At 61.5% G+C, this 21,802-nt stretch carries 20 protein-coding genes; 13 read left to right on the forward strand and 7 right to left on the reverse strand.

The genetic code is table 11. From position 1 onward, the window contains the following. The first annotated feature begins 42 nt into the window (after window positions 1-42). Window positions 43-1,305: a cell wall hydrolase gene (locus FEV16_RS07695; RefSeq protein WP_246657236.1), complete on the forward strand. Its 1,263-nt coding sequence runs from the start codon at window positions 43-45 to the stop codon at window positions 1,303-1,305. 192 nt (window positions 1,306-1,497) lie between these two features. On the opposite strand, the gene FEV16_RS07700 is transcribed toward FEV16_RS07695, so the two are convergent. From FEV16_RS07700 to FEV16_RS07715, 4 genes are all read right to left on the reverse strand, one after another. After that, window positions 1,498-2,070, reverse strand: a complete 573-nt coding sequence (locus tag FEV16_RS07700) for a hypothetical protein (protein WP_138167045.1) — start codon at window positions 2,068-2,070, stop codon at window positions 1,498-1,500. A 5-nt stretch (window positions 2,071-2,075) separates the two neighbouring features. Further along, window positions 2,076-2,546, reverse strand: coding sequence for a hypothetical protein (locus FEV16_RS07705; RefSeq protein ID WP_138167046.1), 471 nt, complete (start codon window positions 2,544-2,546; stop codon window positions 2,076-2,078). 204 nt (window positions 2,547-2,750) lie between these two features. Further along, window positions 2,751-3,416 (reverse strand): aminotransferase class IV, encoded by a 666-nt coding sequence (locus FEV16_RS07710; RefSeq protein ID WP_138167047.1) that lies wholly within the window; start codon window positions 3,414-3,416, stop codon window positions 2,751-2,753. Beyond that, window positions 3,365-4,549 (reverse strand): aminodeoxychorismate synthase component I, encoded by a 1,185-nt coding sequence (locus tag FEV16_RS07715; protein ID WP_138167048.1) that lies wholly within the window; start codon window positions 4,547-4,549, stop codon window positions 3,365-3,367. The genes FEV16_RS07710 and FEV16_RS07715 overlap by 52 nt, the downstream gene beginning before the upstream one ends. Window positions 4,550-4,671: 122 nt before the next feature. Between FEV16_RS07715 and FEV16_RS07720 the strand changes: the two genes are divergently transcribed. Together FEV16_RS07720 and FEV16_RS07725 are read left to right on the forward strand one after the other, a co-directional pair. Continuing rightward, window positions 4,672-5,514, forward strand: coding sequence for a TIGR00282 family metallophosphoesterase (locus tag FEV16_RS07720; RefSeq protein WP_138167049.1), 843 nt, complete (start codon window positions 4,672-4,674; stop codon window positions 5,512-5,514). A gap of 94 nt (window positions 5,515-5,608) precedes the next feature. After that, window positions 5,609-6,505 carry a neutral zinc metallopeptidase gene (locus tag FEV16_RS07725; RefSeq protein WP_138167050.1) on the forward strand — a complete coding sequence of 299 codons (897 nt, stop codon included), beginning with the start codon at window positions 5,609-5,611 and terminating at the stop codon, window positions 6,503-6,505. Between the two features lie 2 nt (window positions 6,506-6,507). Here the strand turns inward: FEV16_RS07725 and FEV16_RS07730 are convergent, their stop codons facing one another. Then, window positions 6,508-7,023: a transposase gene (locus tag FEV16_RS07730; protein ID WP_138167051.1), complete on the reverse strand. Its 516-nt coding sequence runs from the start codon at window positions 7,021-7,023 to the stop codon at window positions 6,508-6,510. Window positions 7,024-7,142: 119 nt separating this feature from the next. On the opposite strand from FEV16_RS07730, the gene FEV16_RS07735 reads away from it, so the two are divergent. The 3 genes from FEV16_RS07735 to FEV16_RS07745 all read left to right on the forward strand — a co-directional run bounded on the left by FEV16_RS07735 (window position 7,143) and on the right by FEV16_RS07745 (window position 11,183). Next, the gene (locus FEV16_RS07735) at window positions 7,143-8,681 is read left to right on the forward strand and encodes an NAD(P)H-hydrate dehydratase (protein WP_138167052.1); all 1,539 of its coding nucleotides are present in this window, start codon (window positions 7,143-7,145) and stop codon (window positions 8,679-8,681) included. Between the two features lie 250 nt (window positions 8,682-8,931). After that, on the forward strand, window positions 8,932-9,573 hold the full coding sequence (locus FEV16_RS07740; protein ID WP_138167053.1) for a carbonic anhydrase: 642 nt from the start codon (window positions 8,932-8,934) through the stop codon (window positions 9,571-9,573). A gap of 44 nt (window positions 9,574-9,617) precedes the next feature. Next, on the forward strand, window positions 9,618-11,183 hold the full coding sequence (locus FEV16_RS07745) for a SulP family inorganic anion transporter (protein WP_138167054.1): 1,566 nt from the start codon (window positions 9,618-9,620) through the stop codon (window positions 11,181-11,183). 28 nt (window positions 11,184-11,211) lie between these two features. On the opposite strand, the gene FEV16_RS07750 is transcribed toward FEV16_RS07745, so the two are convergent. Beyond that, the gene (locus FEV16_RS07750; RefSeq protein ID WP_138167055.1) at window positions 11,212-11,979 is read right to left on the reverse strand and encodes a glycerophosphodiester phosphodiesterase family protein; all 768 of its coding nucleotides are present in this window, start codon (window positions 11,977-11,979) and stop codon (window positions 11,212-11,214) included. Next, window positions 11,976-12,455, reverse strand: a complete 480-nt coding sequence (locus FEV16_RS07755; protein WP_138167056.1) for a RidA family protein — start codon at window positions 12,453-12,455, stop codon at window positions 11,976-11,978. Before FEV16_RS07755 ends, FEV16_RS07750 begins: the two co-directional genes overlap by 4 nt. A gap of 106 nt (window positions 12,456-12,561) precedes the next feature. Here FEV16_RS07755 and FEV16_RS07760 point away from each other — a divergent pair, with 106 nt between their 5' ends. The 7 genes from FEV16_RS07760 (at window position 12,562) to FEV16_RS07790 (ending at window position 21,789) form a co-directional block, all read left to right on the forward strand. Next, complete coding sequence (locus tag FEV16_RS07760; protein WP_138167057.1) at window positions 12,562-13,383, forward strand: cell envelope integrity EipB family protein; 822 nt, start codon at window positions 12,562-12,564, stop codon at window positions 13,381-13,383. A gap of 54 nt (window positions 13,384-13,437) precedes the next feature. Next, complete coding sequence (locus tag FEV16_RS07765) at window positions 13,438-14,007, forward strand: arginine decarboxylase, pyruvoyl-dependent (protein ID WP_138167058.1); 570 nt, start codon at window positions 13,438-13,440, stop codon at window positions 14,005-14,007. Then, on the forward strand, window positions 14,004-14,912 hold the full coding sequence (gene speB / locus FEV16_RS07770; protein ID WP_138167059.1) for an agmatinase: 909 nt from the start codon (window positions 14,004-14,006) through the stop codon (window positions 14,910-14,912). The genes FEV16_RS07765 and speB overlap by 4 nt, the downstream gene beginning before the upstream one ends. A 120-nt stretch (window positions 14,913-15,032) precedes the next feature. Then, a complete protein-coding gene (locus tag FEV16_RS07775) occupies window positions 15,033-15,599 on the forward strand; it encodes a hypothetical protein (RefSeq protein ID WP_138167060.1) in 567 nt (188 codons plus the stop codon). A 449-nt stretch (window positions 15,600-16,048) separates the two neighbouring features. Continuing rightward, complete coding sequence (locus tag FEV16_RS07780; RefSeq protein ID WP_246657220.1) at window positions 16,049-17,068, forward strand: efflux RND transporter periplasmic adaptor subunit; 1,020 nt, start codon at window positions 16,049-16,051, stop codon at window positions 17,066-17,068. Continuing rightward, complete coding sequence (locus tag FEV16_RS07785; RefSeq protein ID WP_138167062.1) at window positions 17,061-20,225, forward strand: CusA/CzcA family heavy metal efflux RND transporter; 3,165 nt, start codon at window positions 17,061-17,063, stop codon at window positions 20,223-20,225. The genes FEV16_RS07780 and FEV16_RS07785 overlap by 8 nt, the downstream gene beginning before the upstream one ends. 10 nt (window positions 20,226-20,235) lie before the next feature. Next, window positions 20,236-21,789 (forward strand): efflux transporter outer membrane subunit, encoded by a 1,554-nt coding sequence (locus FEV16_RS07790; RefSeq protein WP_138167063.1) that lies wholly within the window; start codon window positions 20,236-20,238, stop codon window positions 21,787-21,789. Window positions 21,790-21,802: the final 13 nt, after the last annotated feature.

Raw genomic sequence — 21,802 nt, forward strand, 5'->3', positions numbered from 1 at the left:
CGCGGCGCCTTGCGGGATTCGCCGTCGCAAATGGGCCAGTCTATGCGTCGTCAGTCGAGAACGCGTTTTGCCCGCAGAGGCGTTGCTCCCTGGGTTTTTAGCGTAACTGCGCCATGGGCGCTCGGCGTCGGCATGTTGGTTTCCTTTACCGCCGCCGCGGGACAGGATCCGACCGCCGATTGGAAAGTTTCTCCGCTCGCGGCGCGCGCCCCCCGGGGCTTGACGGTGGGCTTTAGCGAGGCGGCCAGCGGCGACTACGGGTTATACGGCGAGACGCGCGCCCTAATCCAGCAGGCCAGGCTGATTGTTGGCGCAGCGGAGGAGAATGTGGCGGGCGCCGATGAGCGTGAGCCGCATGTCGATCTCAAGCCCGACGTGAAGCATTTTCCCCAGGTCGATCGGCGGCACAAAGGCGATCCGGTCGTCGCCATGCGGCCGGGGTTTGAGACGCGCCGTTCGCAGCCCGCGAATATTAGCCTGAACCACGCTCCGCCGCTTTCCTTCGGCGTCGACGGCAAATCGACGCCGCTCGCTCCGCGTGGCAGGACTCCGGGCGACGATGCGCTCGAAGAGGCGGACGCCAATTTACCGCCCGAGCCGGCGACGACACAAAAGTCGACGGCGGTAGCCTCGCCCTCTCAAAGCTCATCGATTGCGACGCCGATCGGCGCCGAGCCTTCGCGAGAGTCCGGAAAGGAGGCGCTGACCGAACGCGCCCTCCACGGCGCCACGCCGCAGACGCCGCGCGCCGTGGCGCTGGGATCATCGACGCCGGCGCAGCCGGACGCCGTGCCGATCGAAGTCTCGTCATTCCAAGGCGCGACGCTGGCGCTTTCTGTTCCCGGCAAGGATGACGCGGCGCGGCCGGATTATGCCGCCTCAATCGACCCAGAGAAGCTTGGGCGCGAAACTCGCTGTCTGGCGGAAGCGGTCTATTTCGAGGCGCGCAGCGAACCCGAGACCGGGCAGGCGGCCGTCGCGCAGGTCGTGCTCAATCGCGTCCAAAGCGGACTCTATCCTGCAAGCGTCTGCGGCGTCGTTTATCAGAACCGGCATCGCTATCGTGGATGCCAGTTCTCCTTCGCCTGCGAAGGCCGCTCGCTCCGCATCACCGAAGGCGACGCCTGGGAGCAAGCGGTGCGAATCGCGAATGAAGTGATGAATGGGCGGACCTATATTTCAGACGTCGGCCGTTCGACGCATTATCACGCCACTTATGTGCGGCCTCGCTGGTCGCGCGCGCTCACCAAAATGGACGCGATCGGACGCCATATTTTCTATCGCTTGAAGCCGGGCCAGACGTGATTTTTTATAGCGCGACAAATTGAATAGCGCTTGGCGACAGATCAAATCGCAACCAATTCCTCTTCACGCCTCGCTCGCGAGCCTCGCATATGGGGGCAAAACAGCTTGACGACGAGCTAGAAAAGTGCCCGGCCTTCCAGGCCAGACGCTCCCAAAGGGCCCAAAATGCCAAGGAGCCGAAAACTAGCTGCCTTATTTCACAAAGCGCTCAATTTCCAGCAGATAGCATAGCCCGCCGCGCGAACGGCGGTCCCTTGCATCCTTTGCAGCTTGCGTCTCCCTCGAAATTGTATCGAAAATCTTCCCAATTCCTTGCGCGAGGGCGTTCCCGAGGCCCCCGGTTACATACGCCGCTGTCAAGTATCCTCCGATCGCAACAGCGTCAGCTCCACGAACACTCCATGGACGGTTCGATTTCCTAAAATCCTCGCGCAACTCATTGAGTGCCGGTCTGATCTCCGTGTTAACAAAAAACTCGGTTTTCCGCTCGATTTCTTCGGTGTCCCCTTCACTTATCATGCCCGCGAGCTTCCCCGCATACTTCAGCATGCCGGCCCGAAACGTCTTGAGCTTTTCTCTGTTCTGTTCGCGAAAATCAATTAATTGTCCTGGTGTCATAGCTGACACCTCAGGTAGCACGAGCCTTGCACATTGGATCGCGAGCAACGACGAGAGAATTCCAACATCATCTTTCAACATCGCTCCGCCAGTCCCAGGAATTGGTAGTTCCTTCGCATCGTTGACCAGGGGGATGCCTGTTTTCACGGACTTTAGAATGGCGCCCCCAAATAATGATAATCTCCTGGATAAAGGATACACTCTTCACACCCAGGCAATGCTTTGGAGAAGTTGGAACGAATGTCGGGCACGAAGCCTTCTCGCGGCGGACCGTGTATTGAGTCGTAAATCCGACGGACCATGTCTTCAGGCGGGTTAATACGCTCTCTGAATGACCCATCCTTGTTTTTTTCAACAACACAAAATTCGCCTAGCGTCTTGGCGACCGGAACAAATCGTAACATTCCTATAATTTCGTAGGTATGCGCATCCTTGCGGTCCAGAGCTTCAAGGCGTCGTATCTCTTTATCCAGTTCAATGTCATCATAGTCGCCGATTGGCATGTAGACGCCTGGGAAATGAATTTGGTCGAAGACAACGCCTAGCATCGTCAGGACGTGACTGTTGCGCGGAATAGGCGCAGAGTAATAAATCGCCTCGAATGCCATCTGATTTTCGTTCAAAGAACGCTCCACCTTGTGGCGAGCACATCCCGCCGGATCGTTAGGGCCATTTCAGACCAGGGCTTACAAAATTACCTCTTATGGTCCGGCCCTTCTTTCGCGCCGGGCACGCGCCTCGCACAGTTCCCCCGCGTCCGTCCCTGTGTCGAATGGCCCCGACCGCAGGCACTGGCCATCCGGCCAAACCAATCGGGCGTCGGGCAGTCATTCGATAAGTCGGGCGCGGATGATGCCGCGCACCGAATTGCCGAGGAAAAATTCGGACTGCGAAATATCTTCAAGGCGCAGGATCGACTCGCGGGCGCGCCCCTGCGCGATGAGCGCGGCGCGCAGCGTGCCCGGCAGTAGTCCGCAGGAGAGCGGCGGAGTCAGCAAAATTTCGCCCTGTGGAACGAAGAGGTTGCAGCGCGCCGCTTCGCAAAGCTCGCCGCGCTCGTTTTGAAAGAGAACCTCGTCTGCACCGCAGCGCTGCGCAGCCTCAGTGAGCGAATCTTCATAAAGCGCGCGCCGCGTCGTCTTGTGCTGCAACAGCGGATCGGCCGAAGAAAAGCGCTGCCCGGCCATGGCGACGCGCCAGACAGTATCGCTCGGAATCGGTTCGATCGGCGTGACGCTTGTTTCGATCGCCCCGTCGCGCGAAAGAACCAGTCGCGCGCGCAGGCGCTCGCTCGCGGCATTCGCTACGGCCGCGTTCAGCGCATTGCGCACGCGCGCCTCGTCATAGGCGAAGCCGAGCGCGGCGCTCGAAGCGGCCAGCCGCGCGAGATGTTCAGTGAAGAGATGAAAGCCTTCGTCACGCGTCCATAACAGCGTTTCGATCAGGCCGAAGTCGTTCTCGCGCCCGTCAGAAAGCGCGCCTTGATCAGACATTCCTCATACTCTTCGCGCGCGCGTGAGTCGGCGACGACGGCGGAGCCGACATTGCAGATGAGCTCGCCATCTGGAAAAATGGTCAGGGTACGGATCGCGACATTAAAGCGGATGTCGCCATCGGGCGCGATGACGCCGAGCGATCCGCAATAGACGCCGCGCGCGGCGCATTCGAGATCGCGGATAATCTCCATCGCCCGGATCTTCGGGGCGCCGGTCACGGAGCCGCAAGGGAAAAGCCCAGTGAAGAGATCCTTCAAGGTCACGTCGTCGCGCAGCCGCGCCTCGATGCCAGACGTCATCTGATGCAACGTCGGATAGGTCTGGATGGTGAAGAGATCGGTCACTTTCACCGTGCCGACGATGGCGAGACGGGAGAGATCGTTTCTTAAGAGATCGACGATCATCAAATTCTCGGCGCGCGATTTTTCGTCTTCGACGAGATATTGTGCGCGCGCCATGTCTTCGGTCGGCAATACGCCACGCTGCGCCGTGCCCTTCATCGGGCGCGCGCGAATGGCGCGGCCCTGCGCCTCGAAGAACACTTCCGGCGAGAGCGAAACGACAGTCTCGTCCTCAAGCGCCACGACGCCGCCATAGGCGACAGGCTGTCGCTTGCGCAGACCGCGATAGAGCGCAAGCGGATCGCCGTCATAGCGCCCGCAAAGCGGGAAGGTCAGATTGATCTGATAGACGTCGCCAGCGAAAATATATTCGCGGCATTTATTAAATCGCGCTGTGTAGTCTTCCTGCGTCCAGGAGGGCGAAAGCGGAATATCGGGCGCCGCGACTTCCGCCGGCGGCAGCGACCATGGCCGCGGCGCGCGAAACGCGCCGAAGAGGAGCAGCGGAGTCCGCGCGGTAGGCGTAGCTTGCGTCGCGAATTTTGGCTCTAGCGCATATCCAAGCTCGTAGCCGGCGTAGCCGGCGAGATAGAGGCCGCGTTTCGTCGCCGCCTCCATGCGTTCGAAGGCGTCCGCGACATCATCGGGTGCGCGCGCGACGATGATCTCTTCCGGCTCGTCGAACAAAAGCGCCTGTCCGCCGCTGCGGCCGTCTTCGAAGACGACGTAAGGCCGCGCCAGCGCGTCGTTTTGCGTCAGGGCGACAGGGCGTTCGGCGGCGTCTTGCATTTCTGGCGGAGTTTCCAACGGAAGGGGATGTTATATCAGCCGGCTTCAGTTATGAAACGCCGCGCCCCCACGCAACTTCCGCTCCGCTTTGCTCTCGCTGCCTGCGCGGGCTATGACGGCCCATGTCGAAATCCGCGCCGCTCCGCCTTCTCTTCATCGGCGACGTGCTGGGCCGCTCAGGACGGGCGGCTTTATCGCGCTTCGTGCCGCGACTGCGCGAAAAATGGTCGCTCGACTTCATCGTCGCCAATGGCGAGAACGCCGCTGGCGGCTTCGGCATCACGGAAGCGATTTGCGACGAGATGCTCGGCCTTGGCGTCGATTGCGTCACACTTGGCAATCACGCCTTCGATCAGCGCGAGGCGCTCGTCTTCATAGAGCGCCAGCCGCGGCTATTGCGCCCGATCAATTATCCGCCGGGGACGCCAGGGCGCGGCGCTGGCCTCTACACGGCGGCGCGCGGGCAGCAAGTGCTCGTCCTCAACCCGATCGGCCGAGTCTTCATGGAGGCGCTCGATGATCCCTTCGCCGCGATCGAGCGTGAACTTGGCGCCTGTCAGCTTGGCTCGGGATGCGACGCCATCGTCATCGACATGCACGCCGAGGCGTCGAGCGAGAAAATGGCGATGGCGCATTTCGTCGACGGGCGCGCGTCTGTGGTGGTTGGGTCGCATACGCATACGCCGACCGCCGACGCGCAGATCCTGCCGGCGGGCACGGGCTATCAGACCGACGCCGGCATGACGGGCGACTATGATTCGGTCGTTGGAATGGACAAAGAGGAGCCGCTGCGTCGTTTCCTGCGCAAGACGCCTGGCGCGCGCTACGAGCCGGCAAACGGCGAAGCTACCTTCTGCGGCGTGGCGGCCGAGATCGGCGCCGACGGACTCGCGGCCATGATCGCGCCTGTGCGGCTTGGCGGTCGGCTGCGAGAAGAGTGGCCGAAAGAGTGGGGCGCGCCCTGAGCGGTATGCCGGCGGGCCGCTCTACTCAGAGCTCGTAAGCTTGCTTAAATAGCAGTCGCAGCGCCCTCAGGGCGCCGGTCGGAGCGCGTGAACTATGAAATGGGAAGATCTCCAGTCGTCCGAAAATATTGAGGATCGCCGCGGCGACGGCCCGATGATCGCGGGCGGACCGCGCATGGGCGCAGGGGGAATCGGGCTTGGCACGATCGTGATCCTTGGGCTCATCGGCTGGGCGCTTGGCATCAACCCAGCGATCCTCATCGGCGGCGCCGAGATGATCAGCAATATGCGCCAAGAGCGCGAGGCGGCTTTGCCTCGTCAGGAGGCGCCGCGCCAAAGCGCGCCGCCGACGGATCAGCTGGGGCGTTTCGTCGCAAAGGTGGTGGGCTCCAACGAGCAGGTCTGGTCGCAGGTGCTTCCGGAGCAAAAGGGCGTGCGCTTTCAGGCGCCGCGGCTCGTTCTCTATAGCGGATACACTCAGTCGCGCTGCGGCATGGCGCAGTCGGCGATGGGCCCGTTCTACTGTCCGCTGGACCAGCGCGTCTATCTCGACACCTCCTTCTTCCGCGACATGCAGAGGCGGTTCGGCGGCGGCGGCGATTTCGCTTACGCTTATGTGATCTCGCATGAGATGGGCCATCATATTCAGAACCTGCTCGGCATTCTGCCGAAGGTGCAGCGCGCGCAGCAGATGGCGGGCAGCCGCTCCGAAGCCAATGCGCTTTCAGTCCGGGCGGAGTTGATGGCGGATTGTCTCGCCGGCGTCTGGGCCAACAACGCCAACAAGCGAGAGCCTATTCTCGAAGAGGGCGACGTTGAGCAGGCGGTCGCCGCCGCGCAGGCAATCGGCGACGATCGCCAGCAAAGAGCCACCCGCGGCTATGTGGTGCCGGATAGTTTCACCCATGGCTCCTCGGCGCAGCGCACCCAATGGCTCCTGAAGGGCTTGCGCACGGGCAGCATCGACGCCTGCAACACTTTCGCTTACTGAAGCTAGAAGACTCGGCGAGCGCGGGTGATCAGATCAACGGCCCGCAATTCGCGCGCGAGCCGCGGCAAATCGGCGCTCCCGGCGGCTGCGAGCGCGCTCTTTGGCGCAATAAGTCCGACCGGACGCGTCAGGCCAGGCGCAAGTCGGGTCAATAAGGACTCGGGAGCCAGACGCAGCGTACGGGCGCGGCTCCTGTCGCCATAGGCAAAAAAATCCCGCGCCTCGTCGGAGAAGCCCCGCTCCACCGCAAATCCAGCAAGGAGAAGGAGGATGTGCTCGCGGCGTGTGGCTTTAATCGCCTGCGCCATGCCGTCGGCGTCGCGCGGCGTTTCAATCAGCGCGCAGCCGGCTTCATCAGCGACCCCTTCCATGCCTTGCGCCGCTTCGGCGACGATTACGGCGTCGGCGACGAGCCCCTGCACGCATGACTCGATGAGCGAGCCGAGGCTGCGCGCCACAGCCTCATGACGTAACGGCGCGCCAGGGGAATCGAAGGCGATGAGAACCGCGCTAAGCATTCCGCTGACATAGCGGAAGTGGACGCGCGGCGGAATGCGGCGCCATTTTTACGAGCGTTGCGATCATCTTATGAGCGGCGCCCATTGCGCGGGCGACGCCCTTCGGTCACCATCGCGCCATGCCCTCCACGTTCCCGCTCGAAATTCTCACGACGGATCAAATGGCTCGCGCCGATCGCCTGACGATCGAGAGCGGCGTGCCGGCCATGACGCTGATGGAGAGCGCCGCCGCTGCGATCGCGCGAACCACGAGCCAGATCCTGCAGCGCACCAGCGGGCGGCGGGTCTTGGTGCTCTGCGGCCCCGGCAACAACGGCGGCGACGGCTTTGTGGCGGCGCGGCTGCTCCGCGCGCAGCGCTACAAGGTGCGCGTCGCCTCCCTCACGCCGCTGGATCAATTACGCGGCGACGCGGCGCGGGCCGCCGCGGCCTGGCCCTGTCCGGTCGCTTCCGCGCTCAAGTGCAGCTTCGATGGAATCGATCTCGTCATCGACGCCCTGTTCGGCACGGGGCTGGCGCGCGACCTCGACGCCAATGCGTGCGACCTCGTTCGCCGCCTCAACCGCTGGCGTCGCGAAAGCGGGCAGAATGTCGTCGCCGTCGATATTCCGAGCGGCGTCGACGGCACGACGGGCGCAATCCGTGGCGCGGCGGTGGAGGCGGACGCGACGGTCACCTTCTTTCGCGTTAAAACCGGCCATCTTCTACTGCCCGGCCGTCTGCACTGTGGTCAGCTCACTTGCGCCCACATTGGCATTCGGCCTTCCGCGCTTGAGGCGCTCAAGGTCGCGACATTTGTGAATATGCCGCAACTCTGGCGCGCCGCGCTGCCGCTGCCGGCGGTCCACGGCCACAAATATTCGCGCGGCCATGCGCTGGTCGTCTCGGGCGGCGCTTCGTTTACGGGCGCCGCCCGGCTTTCGGCCGCCGCGGCGCTGCGCGCCGGCGCAGGCCTCGTGACGCTGGCGAGCCCAACGGAAGCGCTCGCCGTCAACGCCAGCGCGCTAACCTCGGTCATGGTTCGACCGGCGGACGGCGCAAAAGGACTCGCCAAAGTGCTCACGGATGAGCGCAAGAACGCGGTCGCCCTCGGTCCGGGGCTCGGCGTGAACCAGGAAAGCTGCGCACAAGTCGAAACCGCGCTCGCGCCCCAGGCTTACCGCCGCGCCGCGGTGCTCGACGCGGATGCGCTCTCGAGTTTCGCTGACGATCCCGAGCGTCTGTGGCGCGCGACGCGCGCGGCGCCGGGGCCCGTGGTGATGACGCCGCACGCGGGCGAATTCGCGCGGCTCTTTTCGGCTTGTATGAGCAACGGCGCCTATCCCTCCAAACTCGACAAGGCGCGCGCAGCTGCGAAGGCAAGCGGCGCGATCGTGCTGTTTAAAGGGCCGGATACGGTCGTCGCCGCGCCGGACGGTCGAGCGTCGATCCTTCCTTACGCGACGCCCTGGCTCGCTACCGCCGGCTCAGGCGACGTCTTGACGGGAATGGTCGCCGGCTTGCTCGCGCAGCAGATGGAAGGGTTTCTCGCCGCATCCTGCGCCGCCTGGATGCATGCGCGCGCAGCTGAGATTGTTGGACCCGGCCTGATCGCTGACGACATCATCGCCGCTCTGCCGGAAGTGTGGCGGGAGCTGTGCGCCGTCCAGCCCAAGTAGTCTCTTAAGAAGCCGCATTCGTGCAACATGGGCCAAAAAATCCCGGCTCGTGGCGCCATGTGAAGGCGCCCCAGCGGACTTGTCGTGGCCCAGAGACATCCCTAGAGTTTGCCTCGCTTGAGCGCGGGCGCCCTTGATAGGGATGCGAAATCGCTGTGGTTCGCGCTTCTGTTTCAAGCGGCTACCGTCGCTGTCATATTGCTGCCGCGGTCAGAACGCTTCTGAGCGCCGCTAGAGAAACGGGCGCCGGATGGAATCCTTCGAAAAACTGTTGCTTGAGAACAAAGCCTGGGCCGAGGAAGTCAAGGATCGCGACCCGACCTATTTCGATCGTCTTGCAGCGGCTCAGAAGCCGGAGTTCCTATGGATTGGCTGTTCGGATAGTCGCGTGCCGGCCGACATCATCGTCAATGCCCGACCAGGCGCCATCTTCGCGCATCGCAATATCGCCAATCAGGTGATCGCCACGGATTTTAACTGTCTTAGCGTGATCCAATACGCCGTGCAGGTGCTCAAAGTTCCGCATATCATCGTCTGCGGCCATTACAACTGCGGCGGCGTGCACGCCGCGCTCGACCGGCAGCGTCCCGATCTTGCGCTGCTCAATAAATGGCTCATGCATATTAAAGACACCTATCGGCTACATAGAGAAGAGATTGACGCGCTGAACTCTCAAACGGATAGAGCCAATCGGCTCGTGGAGCTCAACGTCATCGAGCAGGTGATCCGCTTATCGCAGTTCTCGATCGTGCAGACCGCCTGGAAAGAGGACCGGCGGCCGACGCTGCACGGCTGGGTGTTTGGGCTCGACGATGGAATATTGCATCAGCTGATCACGTTGCCGCCAGGCAGCGACGTCGACGTCATCTATCAGCAGCACGAGGACTTTTAGCCGGACGCTGACGAGGCAAACCGCCGACAAAGGAGTATTCAGGCGTGCTCAAGAGGCATCTCGACTACTATTACAGCTACCTCGATCACGACATTCCAGCGAGCGTGGTGGTGTTTCTGGTCGCGGTGCCGCTGTGCCTTGGCATTGCTGTCGCTTCCGGCGCGCCGCCCTTCTCCGGGGTTATTGCTGGGATCGTCGGCGGACTCGTCGTTTCCCTTCTTAGCGGTTCGCAGTTGAGCGTTTCGGGTCCGGCCGCGGGCTTAACGGTCATTGTCGCAACTGCAGTTGAAAAACTCGGCTTCGACGCCATGCTGCTTGCCGTGGCGCTGTCGGGGCTGATGCAATTAGGGATGGGCTTTCTGCGCGCGGGCGTCATCGGCGCGTTTTTTCCGTCGGCCGTCATCAAGGGCATGCTTGCGGCGATCGGCTTGATCCTGATCATGAAGCAGTTGCCGCACGCCATTGGCTACGACGCGGATGCGGAGGCCGATTTGTCGTTCCTCGAGGATGACAGCCACACGCGCCTCTCGTTTCTCTGGGACGCGTTTAGCTCCGTTTCGACGGGAGCGGTGATCGTCAGCCTTGTGTCGCTTGCGATTATGCTCCTTTGGGATACGTCCTATATCAAGAAGCATCGCGTCCTGTCGCTGGCGCCGGGTCCGCTCGTTGCGGTGCTGTTTGGCGTCGCCTACAACACAGTGGCGCAGGCTCTGTTTCCCTTCATTGCGATCGCTCCGCAGCACCTTGTCAACCTTCCAGCGATTTTCGGGCCGATGGATTTCGCGCGGGAGCTAAGCTTTCCGGATTTTGCTCGGCTGATCGATGTCCAGATCTATGTGACGGCCGCGACTTTGGCGCTCGTCGGCAGCCTTGAAACTTTGTTGAGTCTCGAAGCGGTCGATAAGCTCGATCCGCTCAAGCGCACCGCGCCGACGAATCGGGAATTAAAAGCTCAGGGCGTCGGCAATTTCTTGAGCGGCATGTTGGGCGGACTGCCGATCACGGCGGTGATCGTGCGCAGCTCCGCCAGTATCGACGCGGGCGCCCATACCAAGGCGGCGTCCTTTGTGCACGGCCTGTTGCTGTTGCTGAGCGCGATGTTTCTATCGAGCCTGCTCAATATGATTCCGCTCGCCTGCCTCGCGGCGGTGCTGATCTTGACCGGCTACAAGCTTGCGAAGCCGAAGCTCTTCATTCAGCAATACGAAAAGGGCTTCAACCAATTTGCGCCCTTCGCCGTGACGATCGGCGCGATACTTTCGACCGATCTCCTCAAGGGCATGGCCATCGGCATGGCCGTGGGCCTCTTCTTCGTATTGCGCACGAACTATCACTCGGCTTTTACGCTGACGCGCGACGGCCGAAACTACCTGCTGCGTCTGCAAAAAGACGTCTCGTTCCTTAATAAGGCGCAGCTGCGCAACCTTCTCGAGGACGTGGAAGAGAATAGCTGTCTCGTGATCGACGGCACGCGCGCCAGCTTTATCGATCAGGACATCATGGAAACGATCCAGGATTTCATAAAGGCCGCGAGCGATTACAACATCCGCGTCGAACTCAAGGAGATGCGCGGGCTGGAACCGGTCAACGGATTGGTTCCCGCAGAATAGAGCCTCAGTGATCGCCGTGCGCGGGTTTTTATGGCGTAAAGCCTTCAAAGACGATTTGATCGGTCCATTCTCGCGCCCGCGCCGCCATCTCAGGCGAGCGCACGGTCCAGGCCGTGACCGGAATTCTGAGCGCGTCGCGCATAAGCAAGGGAATCGCGTGCGGAAGATCGCCCACGCGCCAAGACAGGAAATCCGGCAGCGTGCGCTTATAGTGCAGGAAGTTGGTCAGCTCAGCCCGCTGCGCCGCGGACAATTGTGGCCAATCCTCTTCGCTGTAATGCGCTTCGCCGACTATGCCGAGCGGTCGATGCGCGATTCCGAGGGCGGCTGCTCGCGCGCGCAGAAAGGCGATCTGATCGGGATCAAAGCTTTCGACGGCGACAAGTCCCTCATAGCGCGCCAGCGCCAACGCCGTGCGATGGGAGACCGTCGTGTCGCTGTTGAAGGCGCTCTTGATCTCGACGACAATCGGCGTTCGCCCGTCGATCGCGCCGAGAAATTCGGAAAAGCTCGGAATGGAGTCATTCGCGCCGCGCAATTTCAGGCGACGCAACTCAGCCGCGCTGCGCCTGGCGACCACGCCGGAGCCGTCAGTCAATCGTTCGAGCGTCTCGTCGTGAAAAACGACAAGTTCGCCATCAGCTGTGAGCTGCACGTCGCATTCAACGCCAAAACCGGCGGCGACCGCGGCGCGGGCGGCCGAAATCGAATTTTCGATCACGCCCTTTGACGCGTCATGCAATCCGCGGTGCGCGATCGGCCGCGCCGTCAACCACGAAAAATCGCGTCCGTTCACGACAAAATCTCGAAGATTCCCTCGACTTCAACGGCGGCGTTAAGCGGCAGTTGCGCCACGCCGACGGCGAAACGCGCATGTTTGCCGTTCTCGCCCAAAACGGCGGCGACGAGATCGGAGGCGCCGTTGACAACTTGCGGGAGCGAGGCGAAGTCCGGCGCGCTGTTGACGTAGCCGCCAAGCCGAACGGCGCGCAGCTTGGAAAGGTCACCGACTGCGGCGTTGGCCTGGGCAAGAACATTGAGCGCCGCCTGGCGCGCCGCAGCTTGCCCGGCTTCGAGAGCAACCCCGACGCCGAGTTTGCCTTGATGCGCCGGATCGACGCCATTGGCGCCGATCGGCAGCTGTCCCGATATGAAGAGCAGTGCGCCCGCGCGCGCGAAAGGAACATAATTGGCGACAGGCGCCGCCGCAGGCGGCAGCGTCAGGCCCAGCTCCTTCAGCCGAGCAAGCGGGGTGTCGGACGATGCGGTCATGGCGCCTCAATAGAGAAAGTCGTTGCTCCCAATCAAGCGCGACCCTAGTTTCCTACTTCACACGACGCAATGGCGTCGCTGATGCGCTCACACGGAAAGAGGTGCGATGATTTGGTTACGCGTGCTGGCCGCCGCAATCAGCGTGGCGACGCCGATCGGTCAGGCGTTTGCCGAGCGCGCACTGCCGCTCGCGAACCATCGGGCCGTTTACGATTTGAGCCTCGCAAAAGCGAGCGGCGCAAAGGCGCCGGCGCAGGCTCGCGGCCGTATCGCCTTTGATTTCTCGGGTTCGGCATGCGACGGCTATGTGCAGAATTTCCGCCAGATCACCGAACTGCAGCCGTCCGAAGGCGCGGCCAAGCTCTCAGACATGCGCTCGGCGACCTTCGAGGGCGGCGACGGCGCCGATTTTCGATTCAAGGTGGAAACCAAGGTCGATAATTCTCGCACCGAGGAAGTCGACGGAAAGGCCAAGAAATCCAGCGAGGCCCTGCTTTCCATCGACCTTTCCAAGCCCAAGCGCGCGCGTCTGGAACTGACCGGCCCAATGCTGTTTCCGACCGAACATCTGCGCAAGATCGTGGCGTCGGCCGTCGCTGGCGAACGCCTGCTTGAAGCGCGGGTCTTTGACGGCACTGGGGACGGAGAAAAGGCCTTTGACACCTTAACGATCATCGGTGAGCCGAAGACTGAGCCGCCGCAGGAAAAGGCCGCGCGCGTGAACGCGCTCGATAATATTCGGCGCTGGCCGGTGGCGATCTCCTATTTCGACCTCGGCAAAAAGGACGGCCAGCCGATTTATGTGCTTTCCTTCGATCTTTATGAGAACGGCGTCTCGCGCGCGCTGAAGCTCGACTACGGCGACTTCGTCTTGCGCGGCGATATGACGGATCTCGTCGTACAGCCGACGCCAGCCTGCAATAAGTGAGAGGTCTTTTCACTATCCTGGACGGTCGCCACGAGTCGCCATGGAGGGCGTTGGATGTTTCCCATTCCGCAATGCGTCTTTCTTACGCGCGGCGTCGGCGTCCATCGCCATCGTCTGACGGCGTTCGAATATGCGCTGCGCGACGCCGACATCGAACAACAGAATCTCGTGGCGGTTTCGTCCATTCTGCCCGCGGGATGCGACGTTGTTCCGGTGGAGAGAGGCGTCGCGACGCTTCAACCCGGCGAAATCACTTTTACGGTGCTTGCGCGCGCCGAGACTGACGAGCCCGGCCGACGTATCACGGCGAGCATCGGCCTTGCGCGGCCAAAGGAGCCCACGCTCTACGGCTATATTTCGGAACATCACGGTCATGGCATGACGGAGCGCGAAAGCGGCGACTATGCTGAAGACCTCGCGGCAACGATGCTCGCTTCGACGCTCGGGATTGAATTCGATCCCGATGCCGCATGGAACGAGCGCAAGAAGGTCTATGAAACCAGCGAGCTCATCGTCGAAAGCCTTTCTCTGACCGCTGCGGCGGAAGGCGCGCGAGGCGGCGAGTGGACCTGCACGATCGCGGCGGCGGTGTTCCGCTTTACAAAACTGGAAGGCGCGCCATGAGCGGAACGCCGACCTTCTCCGCGAGGCCGACCTTTCTCGGCGCTGAGTCGCGCGCCGACGCGGCAGTTGCTGTCGCGGGCGTCCCTTTCGATATTGGAACGACCAACCGCAGCGGCGCGCGCTTCGGGCCGACGGCGATTCGTCATGCAAGCCGTATGCTGATCGACGGCGATCATCCCTCGCTGTGGACATCGCCGCTCAGTCTACCGCTCGCCGACATTGGGGATTTCGCCATAGCGCTCGGCGATATCGTCGCAACTTTGAAACTCATCGAGGAGCAGGCCTCATCCCATGCGCATCTCGTGACGCTTGGCGGCGATCATGGAATCACGCTGCCCTTGTTGCGCGCTTGCGCAAAAAAGCGCGGACCTCTGGCGCTGATCCATTTCGACGCCCACGTCGACACATGGCCCGAGAATTTCGGCCAGCCTTATGCGCATGGCTCGATGTTCTATCATGCGATCAACGAAGGCGTTGTCGACGCGCATCGCATGATCCAGATCGGCATACGCTCGCCGGTTCAACGCGAAGTCTACGACTGGACGCTTGGACGCGGCGTCACGGTGGTTGCTGCGCAGGACGTTCACGAGAGGGGCCCAGCGGCCGTCGCCGCGCGCATTATCGAGGTTGTCGGCGACGCCCCAGTCTATTTGACCTTCGACGTTGACGCGCTCGATCCGGCCTTTGCGCCTGGAACCGGCACGCCGGAAATCGGCGGCCTCGCGACTTGGCAGGCGCGGGCGATTATCCGCAAGCTTTCCGGTTTGAACTTCGTCGGAATGGATGTGGTTGAAGTCGCGCCTGCCTATGACGTCTCCGAGGTCACCGCGCTCGCCGGCGCGACGATGGCCTGGGAGTATCTTTGCCTTTTGGCGGCGTCCGCCACCGCCGCGCGGTCAGCCTAGCACGAGCTTCCCCGCCACCCATACGGCACTTGCCAAGGCCGCCCTTCGGCAGCACTCTCCGCCCTGAACGGCCGCCAACGCGGCAGTCTGGTTCGGCGTTTTGCGGGTGGGGAGGGCGGGATGACCAGGGTGGACGAATGGCGGGCGCGAGAAGTCGTCGGCGTTTTCGCGGACGGCTATGCGCTCGACAGCGCAATCGCTGAATTGCTGAATTCGGGCTTCGATCTCGGCGACGTCAGCCTGCTTGCGGGCGAAAAGGCCGTTGTCGCCAAACTTGGCCATAAATATGAGAAAGTCGAGGACATCGAAGATGATGGTGACGCGCCTCGTGTTGCTTATGTGCCGAAAGAATCTCGTAGCACGAAAAGCGGCGCCATCATCGGCGCCCTTGTCTATGTCGGCGCGGCCGCGGCGGCTGGCGCTGTGCTCGCGTCAGGCGGAGCGCTCGCAATGCTTCTCGTCAGCGGCGTCGTCGGAGCGGAAGTCGGCGGTCTGATCGGCGCCGTCCTCGGCGAGTTCATGGATGACCGCCACGCAAAATATCTCCAGGAACAACTGGACCACGGCGGCCTGCTGCTCTGGGTCAGAACACGAAATTCGGCGCTGGAAGAAACGGCCAAGCGAATTCTCGCAAAGCACTCGGGCCGCGATGTGCATGCGCATGACATGCCCGTCGCGGCTGCGTAATCGGGACTATTGTGATGCCGGGTCATTTATGCGGGCGAAGCGTCGAGGTCGACCCTTAGCTCCCTTGGCCAATGCCGCAGGTCCGGGCAGGCTGCGAGCGATGCGTTGACAGCAACATTTCAGAAACAAATCATTCACAGCTAAGATATCTGCATTCAGTTCGCTGTCACTATTCAGTCGCACTTCACAGTGCTTGGAGTAACCTCTTGATTATCCCGCCGCGCTCGTGAGAGTAAGCGTCGGATTTTGGCTTTCGTCCGCTAGGCGGCAATCTGGACGTGAAACAGGCGTTGGGTCTCGCGAGCCGCATCTCTTTGAGCCGACGCCAAATTGTCATTGCGGCGACGGTTTTTGGCGCTTTGGCCCTGGTCGGAGCTCTCGTTTATCGGTTGAGCCCGCAAGGGAGCTTTTTCCGAGACGAGACTGGGAGAGCGGCGGACGGGCGGCGCATGCCCCCGGTCGTGCGCAAGGGCAAGGCGATATTCATCCCTGATGGGTCGCCCTATCGCGCCCATATTGCCGTGGCCCCTGTCGAAACCCGGAACGTCAGCCTCAGTCGCGTCGTGCCCGGCACAGTCGAGGCCGATCCGGCCAGGACGGTTCGCGTGTTGGCGCCCGTCAATGGGCGCGTCAGCGAACTAAACGTCGAGCTTGGCGACAACGTCACGAAGGGCCAGCCGCTCGCGACTATTGATTCGGGCGATCTGGCGCAGGCCGTGGCCGACGCCGAAAAGGCCCGCGCTTCCGCAAAGCTTACCAAGAGCGCCTTGGATCGCGCCACTGGATTGAACAAGGCCGGCGGTCTTGCGCTTAGAGAACTTGAGCAAGCGCAGAACGACTTTCTGCAGGCGACGTCGGAATTGAAGCGCGCCGAAGCCCGGCTCGACGTGATTGGCGACAACAGCAAGGTCACCGGCCAGCGTAAGATCACCCTTAACGCGCCGATCGATGGCACGATCACGGCGCTCGATACCGCGCCCGGCGACTTTATCGACAACACAACATCGCCGATGATGACCATCTCCAACCTCGATCGCGTATGGGTCACCGCCAACGTGCAGGAGAAGGATCTCGCCTTTGTTCAAAAGGGCGAGCGGGTAGAAGTTTCGCTTGTCGCCTATCCACGGGAAGTATTTCCTGGCAAGGTCGAAATCATCAGCCAATTGCTTGAAGCGGATACGCGCCGCAACAAGGTGCGCATCGCTTTCGACAACCCGCACGGCATGTTCAAGCTGAACATGTTCGCGACGGTGCGCTTCTTCTCACCGCCGTCGCAACGCGTGGTGGTTCCAGCGTCAGCGCTTATGATGGTCAACGACGCATCCAGCGTTTTCGTCGAAGTCGCCCCTTGGACCTTCGAGCGAAGGCCGGTCCAGCCCGAAGCCGACATCGATAGCGTCACGGTCGTTTTGGGGGTGAACGCCGGCCAGCGGATCGTCGTGCGCGGCGGGATCCTCCTGAATGATTGAGCGCATCGTCGAGTTCTGCCTCAAGCACCGCGCCGGCGTAATTCTGGCCACAGCGCTCATCTTTGCGTTTGGCGTCTATTCGTGGACGCAACTCAAGATCGAAGCCTATCCAGAAATCGGCGATGTCACAGTTATTGTGACTACTCGGGCGATTGGCTTGGCCGCCGAGGAAGTCGAGCAGCAGATAACAGTCCCGCTTGAACGCGCGCTCGCGAGCACGCCGGGCCTCCTCACCATTCGCTCGACGAGCACTTTCGCGCTGTCGCTCATCACCATGGTGTTCAAGGACGGCGTCGAGGACTATTGGGCCCGCCAACGCGTGTTGGAACGCCTCGCGCTTGTCTCGCTGCCTGCCAATATTCAACCTGGGCTCGGTCCGCTTACCGGGCCGACAGGCGAAATTCTCAGATACACTCTGGAGTCCGACACCAAAAACATCGAAGACCTGTCGGAAATTCAGCGTTGGATCGTCATTCCGGCGCTTAATCAGGTCCCAGGCGTTGCAAGCGTCGCCAATTTTGGCGGCGTCACGCGTCAGTTCCAGCTCCAACTCGATCCAGTCGCGATGCAGCGCTACGGGCTTGGATTGACAGACGTCACCAACTCCATCGTCGCAAACAGCGCCAGCGCCGGCGGCAGCCGCATCACGCGGGGAGAGCAATCCTACGTCATTCGCAGCATCGGCCTTGTCCGCACCAAGGAGGATCTTGGAAATATCGTCATCGCTGAACATGGCGGCGTCCCCGTGCTGACCAAAGACGTCGGCACGCCGCGCTACAGCGCACAAGAGCGCGAAGGCATGCTCGGCAAGGATTACAATTCGAACGCCATTCAGGGCGTCGTGCAAATGCTAAAGGGCGACAACGCCACGGTCGTTTTGAAGGCGGTGCATGACAGAATTGATGAGCTGAATGCGCAACTCGCGCCGCAAGAGGTGAAAATCGTCCCCTACATGGACCGCAACGAACTCGTTCAACTCACGGTCTCGAAGGTGGCGCATACCGTCACGGAGGGCATTGTCCTCGTCGTCGTCGTCTTGATGCTTTTTCTCGGCAGCCCGCGCAGCTCGCTCGTCGTCGCGGCGACGATTCCGCTGTCTCTGGCCTTCGCCTTTATCCTGATGAATTTCACCAAGCTGCCGGCGAATCTTCTGTCCCTTGGGTCGATCGACTTCGGCATTATCGTCGATGGCGCGATCATCGTAACGGAATCGATTCTCAGACTGCGAGAGCACAACCCTGACCGCGAGCTTCAAGTCGTTGACGTTCAATTCGTCGTCGGCCAAGTGGTGCGGCCGATCTTCTTCGCCACCGTTATCATCATCGCCGGTTATGTGCCGCTCTTGGGATTGGAGCGCGTCGAGGCCAGACTCTTTGCGCCGGTCGCCTACACGATCGCCTACGCGCTCATCGGCGCCCTGCTGTGCACGCTGATGCTCGTGCCCGGCCTCGCCTATATGGCGCTACGCTATCCATCGAAGCCCTTTCACAATCGCGTGCTCGAATGGATGGAAAAGCGCTACAAGGAAGCGCTCTATCGCTGCCTTGAGCAGCCGGCGATCATCTACGTTACGACGGCGCTCGCGATTTGGGGCGTCGTCGTGGCCGGCGGAACGGTGGGCCGCGACTTTCTGCCAAATCTCGATGAAGGCTCGCTCTGGCTGCAGGTGCAGATGCCGAGCGGCATATCGTTCGAGAAAGCGTCCGATATGGCGAGCGATTTGCGCAAAGCCGTAATGGAGTTTCCAGAAGTCTCCTACGTCATCACCCAGATCGGCCGGAACGATGATCGCACGGATCCATGGACGACGAGTCATATCGAAGCGCCCATAGGCCTCAACCGCTACGATTCGTGGCCCGATCGTGAGACGAAGGAACAATTCATCACAAAGCTGACCAAGCGCCTCAGTCAGCTTCCAGGAATGGATATCGGCGTAAGCCAGCCGATCATCGACAACGTCAATGATCTCGTCAGCGGCGCTCATAGCGCGATGGTGGTCAAGATTTTTGGCGAGGACCTCAAGGAGACCCGTCGTATTGGCAATGAGGTCGTCGCCGCTCTGAAGACGGTGAAAGGCACGACTCAGACATCGATCGTACAGGAGCCGCCGATACCGCAGATTGCGTTCCATATCGATCGCGCTGCGGCAGCGCGTTACGGCATCAATGTTTCCGATGTTTCGAATATGATCCAGGTTGGCGTCGGAGGCGCCTCGATCGGCCAGATTTACGTGAACGATCGCAGCTACGACATGACGGTGCGCTTTCCTCTTCAATCGCGCAACAGTCCCGAAGAGCTCAGCGATCTTCTTGTGAAATCCTCCTCGGGGGCGCAAATTCCCTTATCGGCGATATCAAAAATCACGTTGCAGAATGGAGAAAGCGCCATTTCGCACGAAAAAACGAAACGCGTGCTTACCGTTCGCCTCGACTATGCCGACCGTGACCTCAGCTCATATCTCGCCGAGGCCCAAAAGAAGGTCGCCGAGACAGTTTCGTATGACAAGCAGGCCAACAGCATCGTCTGGAGCGGAAAATTTGAAAATCAGCAGCGCGCGCAGGCGCGGCTGACGATCATCGTCGGCGTCGTGCTGCTGCTGATGCTGCTGATCCTTTACATTGGCTTCGCCAAGCTAAGAAACGCGCTGCTGATCCTCGGCGTGGTGCCGCTCTCTGCGCTCGGCGGCCTGATCTTGCTGATCGTGACGCGCGAGACGCTCAATGTTGCGACAGGCGTGGGATTCTTGGCGCTTTTTGGCGTCGCCGTGCAAAATGGAATTATCATGGTGTCGCATCTCAATCGCGTTACTGCGGTGCATGTCGCCTCGGCGCGCGCGCGACGACCGGACATGGAGGCGGGCGATGAGATTGACGGCCATGAGCGCGCGAACTTTCGCGATCAAGTTCTTGAAGGCGCAGCGGAGCGCTTCCGCTCTGTGTTGATGACGTCCGCGGTGCCGATGGTGGGCATGCTGCCTGCGGCGCTCGCGACAGGCGTCGGCAGCGACGTTCAGCGCGGCCTCGGCACGGTGATCGTCGGGGGACTGTTAGCGGCGACCGGGTTGATCCTCTTCATTATTCCGACGCTGCATTTTGTCATAGAACGTTTTATGGAAAGGCGCATGAGCGGCAGCGCCAATGAGATCCTCCGAGTCTGACAGTTAGCTTATGAGCGAGAAGAGCCATAGATGCAGGCAAAAAGCCGGCGCCGCGCCAGTTTTGCGCGCGGCGGCGCTTGCAGGGCTCGCGGCGGCGCTCTCGGGCTGTTTGGTCGGTCCCGATTTTGTTCAACCGCCGGCGCCGGAGGCGCCGCATTTTACTCCGGAAAAAACAGCCTCCCCTGGTCTGGGCCAGCATTTTGCCGAGGGACGCGACATCCCGGAGGATTGGTGGACGCTCTTTCGGTCAAAGCCCCTCGACACGCTGGTTCGCGAGGCGCTCGATCGCAATCCTTCGCTCGAGGCGGCAGAGGGGGGGATTCGCATCGCCTATTTCACCGCCGAAGCGCAGAGGGGCGTGCTCCTGCCCCAGGTCGGGATCCTTGCCAACGAAAGCCAGAACCTGCAGTCGAACAATCGGGCGCTTGGCGCGATCAACCAGTCGCTTTTCAACCAGTTTTTCCCGAGTCCCTACAACATCGTCACTGGTCAAGCGACGCCAAGCCCGGCGACGGTTAATCCAAACGCGCCTTACGGCCTTTTCTTGAAACAGCTTTCGATCAGCTATGCGCCGGACATTTGGGGGCTGAACCGGCGGAATATCGAGTCGCTCGAGGCGCAAACCGAGCAGGCGGCGTTCCAGATGGAGGCGGCGCGGCTGGCGCTCACGTCCAATGTCGTCGTCGCGGCCATTCAGGAAGCTTCGATCCGCGGGCAGATCGAGGCGACAAAAAACATCATTGCGATCCTGAAGGACTCCCTTGAAATCCTGAGGCGACAATATTCCTTCGGCTCCATCGCCAAGGCGGATGTCGTCGCGCAGGAGGCGGCGCTCGCGCAGGCCGAGCAGGCCCTGCCGCCGCTCGAAAAGCAGCTCGCGCTGCAGCGCGACCTTCTGACCGCTCTGGCCGGCCGTCTTTCCTTCGAAGAGATCGAGCAGAAATTCAACCTCACGCAACTGAAGCTGCCGGTGACAGTTCCGGTGAGCGTGCCCTCGATGCTTGTCGAGCAACGTCCCGACATTCGCGCGGCTGAAGCCAATCTGCATGCCGCGACCGCCGCTGTCGGCGTCGCCCGCGCCGCTCGGCTGCCGAACATCACGCTCTCCGCCAATCTGGGCGTGAGCGCCTTTCATGTCGCGCAGCTCTTCGCCCCGGGAACAGGTTTGTACACGCTCGCCGCGAACGCCGCGCAGCCGCTTTTCGATGGCATGACGCTATTGAACAAGGAACGTTCGGCCGTCGCGGCTCTGGAGCAGGCTGATGCGCAATATCGCAGCACGGTCGTTAATGCGTTCCAGAATGTCACTGACGCGCTACGTTCCTTGCAGTCGGACGCCAAGGCGGTCGAAACCGCGCGTAAGAGCGAAGACGCCGCCAAACGCAGCCTTGATATCGTGCGCATGCAATTGAAGTATGGACAGGTCTCTCAGATCGCCGTCTTCACTGCGCAGCGACTCTATTTCTCAGCCTCGCTATTGCGCGTGCAGGCTGAAGCGACGCGTCTCGCCGACACGGCGGCGCTTTTCATGGCGCTTGGCGGCGGCTGGTGGAACCGCGAGTAAGACTTCGTGGCGG

Source organism: Methylocystis sp. B8 (genome assembly GCF_005771425.1).
GTDB lineage: Bacteria > Pseudomonadota > Alphaproteobacteria > Rhizobiales > Beijerinckiaceae > Methylocystis.

What these genes read in the sequence shown, in the direction of transcription:
- FEV16_RS07785 (WP_138167062.1), top strand. Translation starts at nt 17,061, where the DNA reads ATGATTGAGCGCATCGTCGAGTTCTGCCTCAAGCACCGCGCCGGCGTA.
- FEV16_RS07755 (WP_138167056.1), bottom strand. Translation starts at nt 12,455, where the DNA reads ATGACCGCATCGTCCGACACCCCGCTTGCTCGGCTGAAGGAGCTGGGC.
- FEV16_RS07740 (WP_138167053.1), top strand. Translation starts at nt 8,932, where the DNA reads ATGGAATCCTTCGAAAAACTGTTGCTTGAGAACAAAGCCTGGGCCGAG.
- FEV16_RS07765 (WP_138167058.1), top strand. Translation starts at nt 13,438, where the DNA reads ATGTTTCCCATTCCGCAATGCGTCTTTCTTACGCGCGGCGTCGGCGTC.
- FEV16_RS07710 (WP_138167047.1), bottom strand. Translation starts at nt 3,416, where the DNA reads ATGTCTGATCAAGGCGCGCTTTCTGACGGGCGCGAGAACGACTTCGGC.
- FEV16_RS07720 (WP_138167049.1), top strand. Translation starts at nt 4,672, where the DNA reads ATGTCGAAATCCGCGCCGCTCCGCCTTCTCTTCATCGGCGACGTGCTG.
- FEV16_RS07735 (WP_138167052.1), top strand. Translation starts at nt 7,143, where the DNA reads ATGCCCTCCACGTTCCCGCTCGAAATTCTCACGACGGATCAAATGGCT.
- FEV16_RS07725 (WP_138167050.1), top strand. Translation starts at nt 5,609, where the DNA reads ATGAAATGGGAAGATCTCCAGTCGTCCGAAAATATTGAGGATCGCCGC.
- FEV16_RS07775 (WP_138167060.1), top strand. Translation starts at nt 15,033, where the DNA reads ATGACCAGGGTGGACGAATGGCGGGCGCGAGAAGTCGTCGGCGTTTTC.
- FEV16_RS07780 (WP_246657220.1), top strand. Translation starts at nt 16,049, where the DNA reads ATGCCCCCGGTCGTGCGCAAGGGCAAGGCGATATTCATCCCTGATGGG.
- FEV16_RS07715 (WP_138167048.1), bottom strand. Translation starts at nt 4,549, where the DNA reads ATGCAAGACGCCGCCGAACGCCCTGTCGCCCTGACGCAAAACGACGCG.
- FEV16_RS07730 (WP_138167051.1), bottom strand. Translation starts at nt 7,023, where the DNA reads ATGCTTAGCGCGGTTCTCATCGCCTTCGATTCCCCTGGCGCGCCGTTA.
- FEV16_RS07695 (WP_246657236.1), top strand. Translation starts at nt 43, where the DNA reads ATGCGTCGTCAGTCGAGAACGCGTTTTGCCCGCAGAGGCGTTGCTCCC.
- FEV16_RS07790 (WP_138167063.1), top strand. Translation starts at nt 20,236, where the DNA reads ATGAGCGAGAAGAGCCATAGATGCAGGCAAAAAGCCGGCGCCGCGCCA.
- FEV16_RS07760 (WP_138167057.1), top strand. Translation starts at nt 12,562, where the DNA reads ATGATTTGGTTACGCGTGCTGGCCGCCGCAATCAGCGTGGCGACGCCG.
- speB (WP_138167059.1), top strand. Translation starts at nt 14,004, where the DNA reads ATGAGCGGAACGCCGACCTTCTCCGCGAGGCCGACCTTTCTCGGCGCT.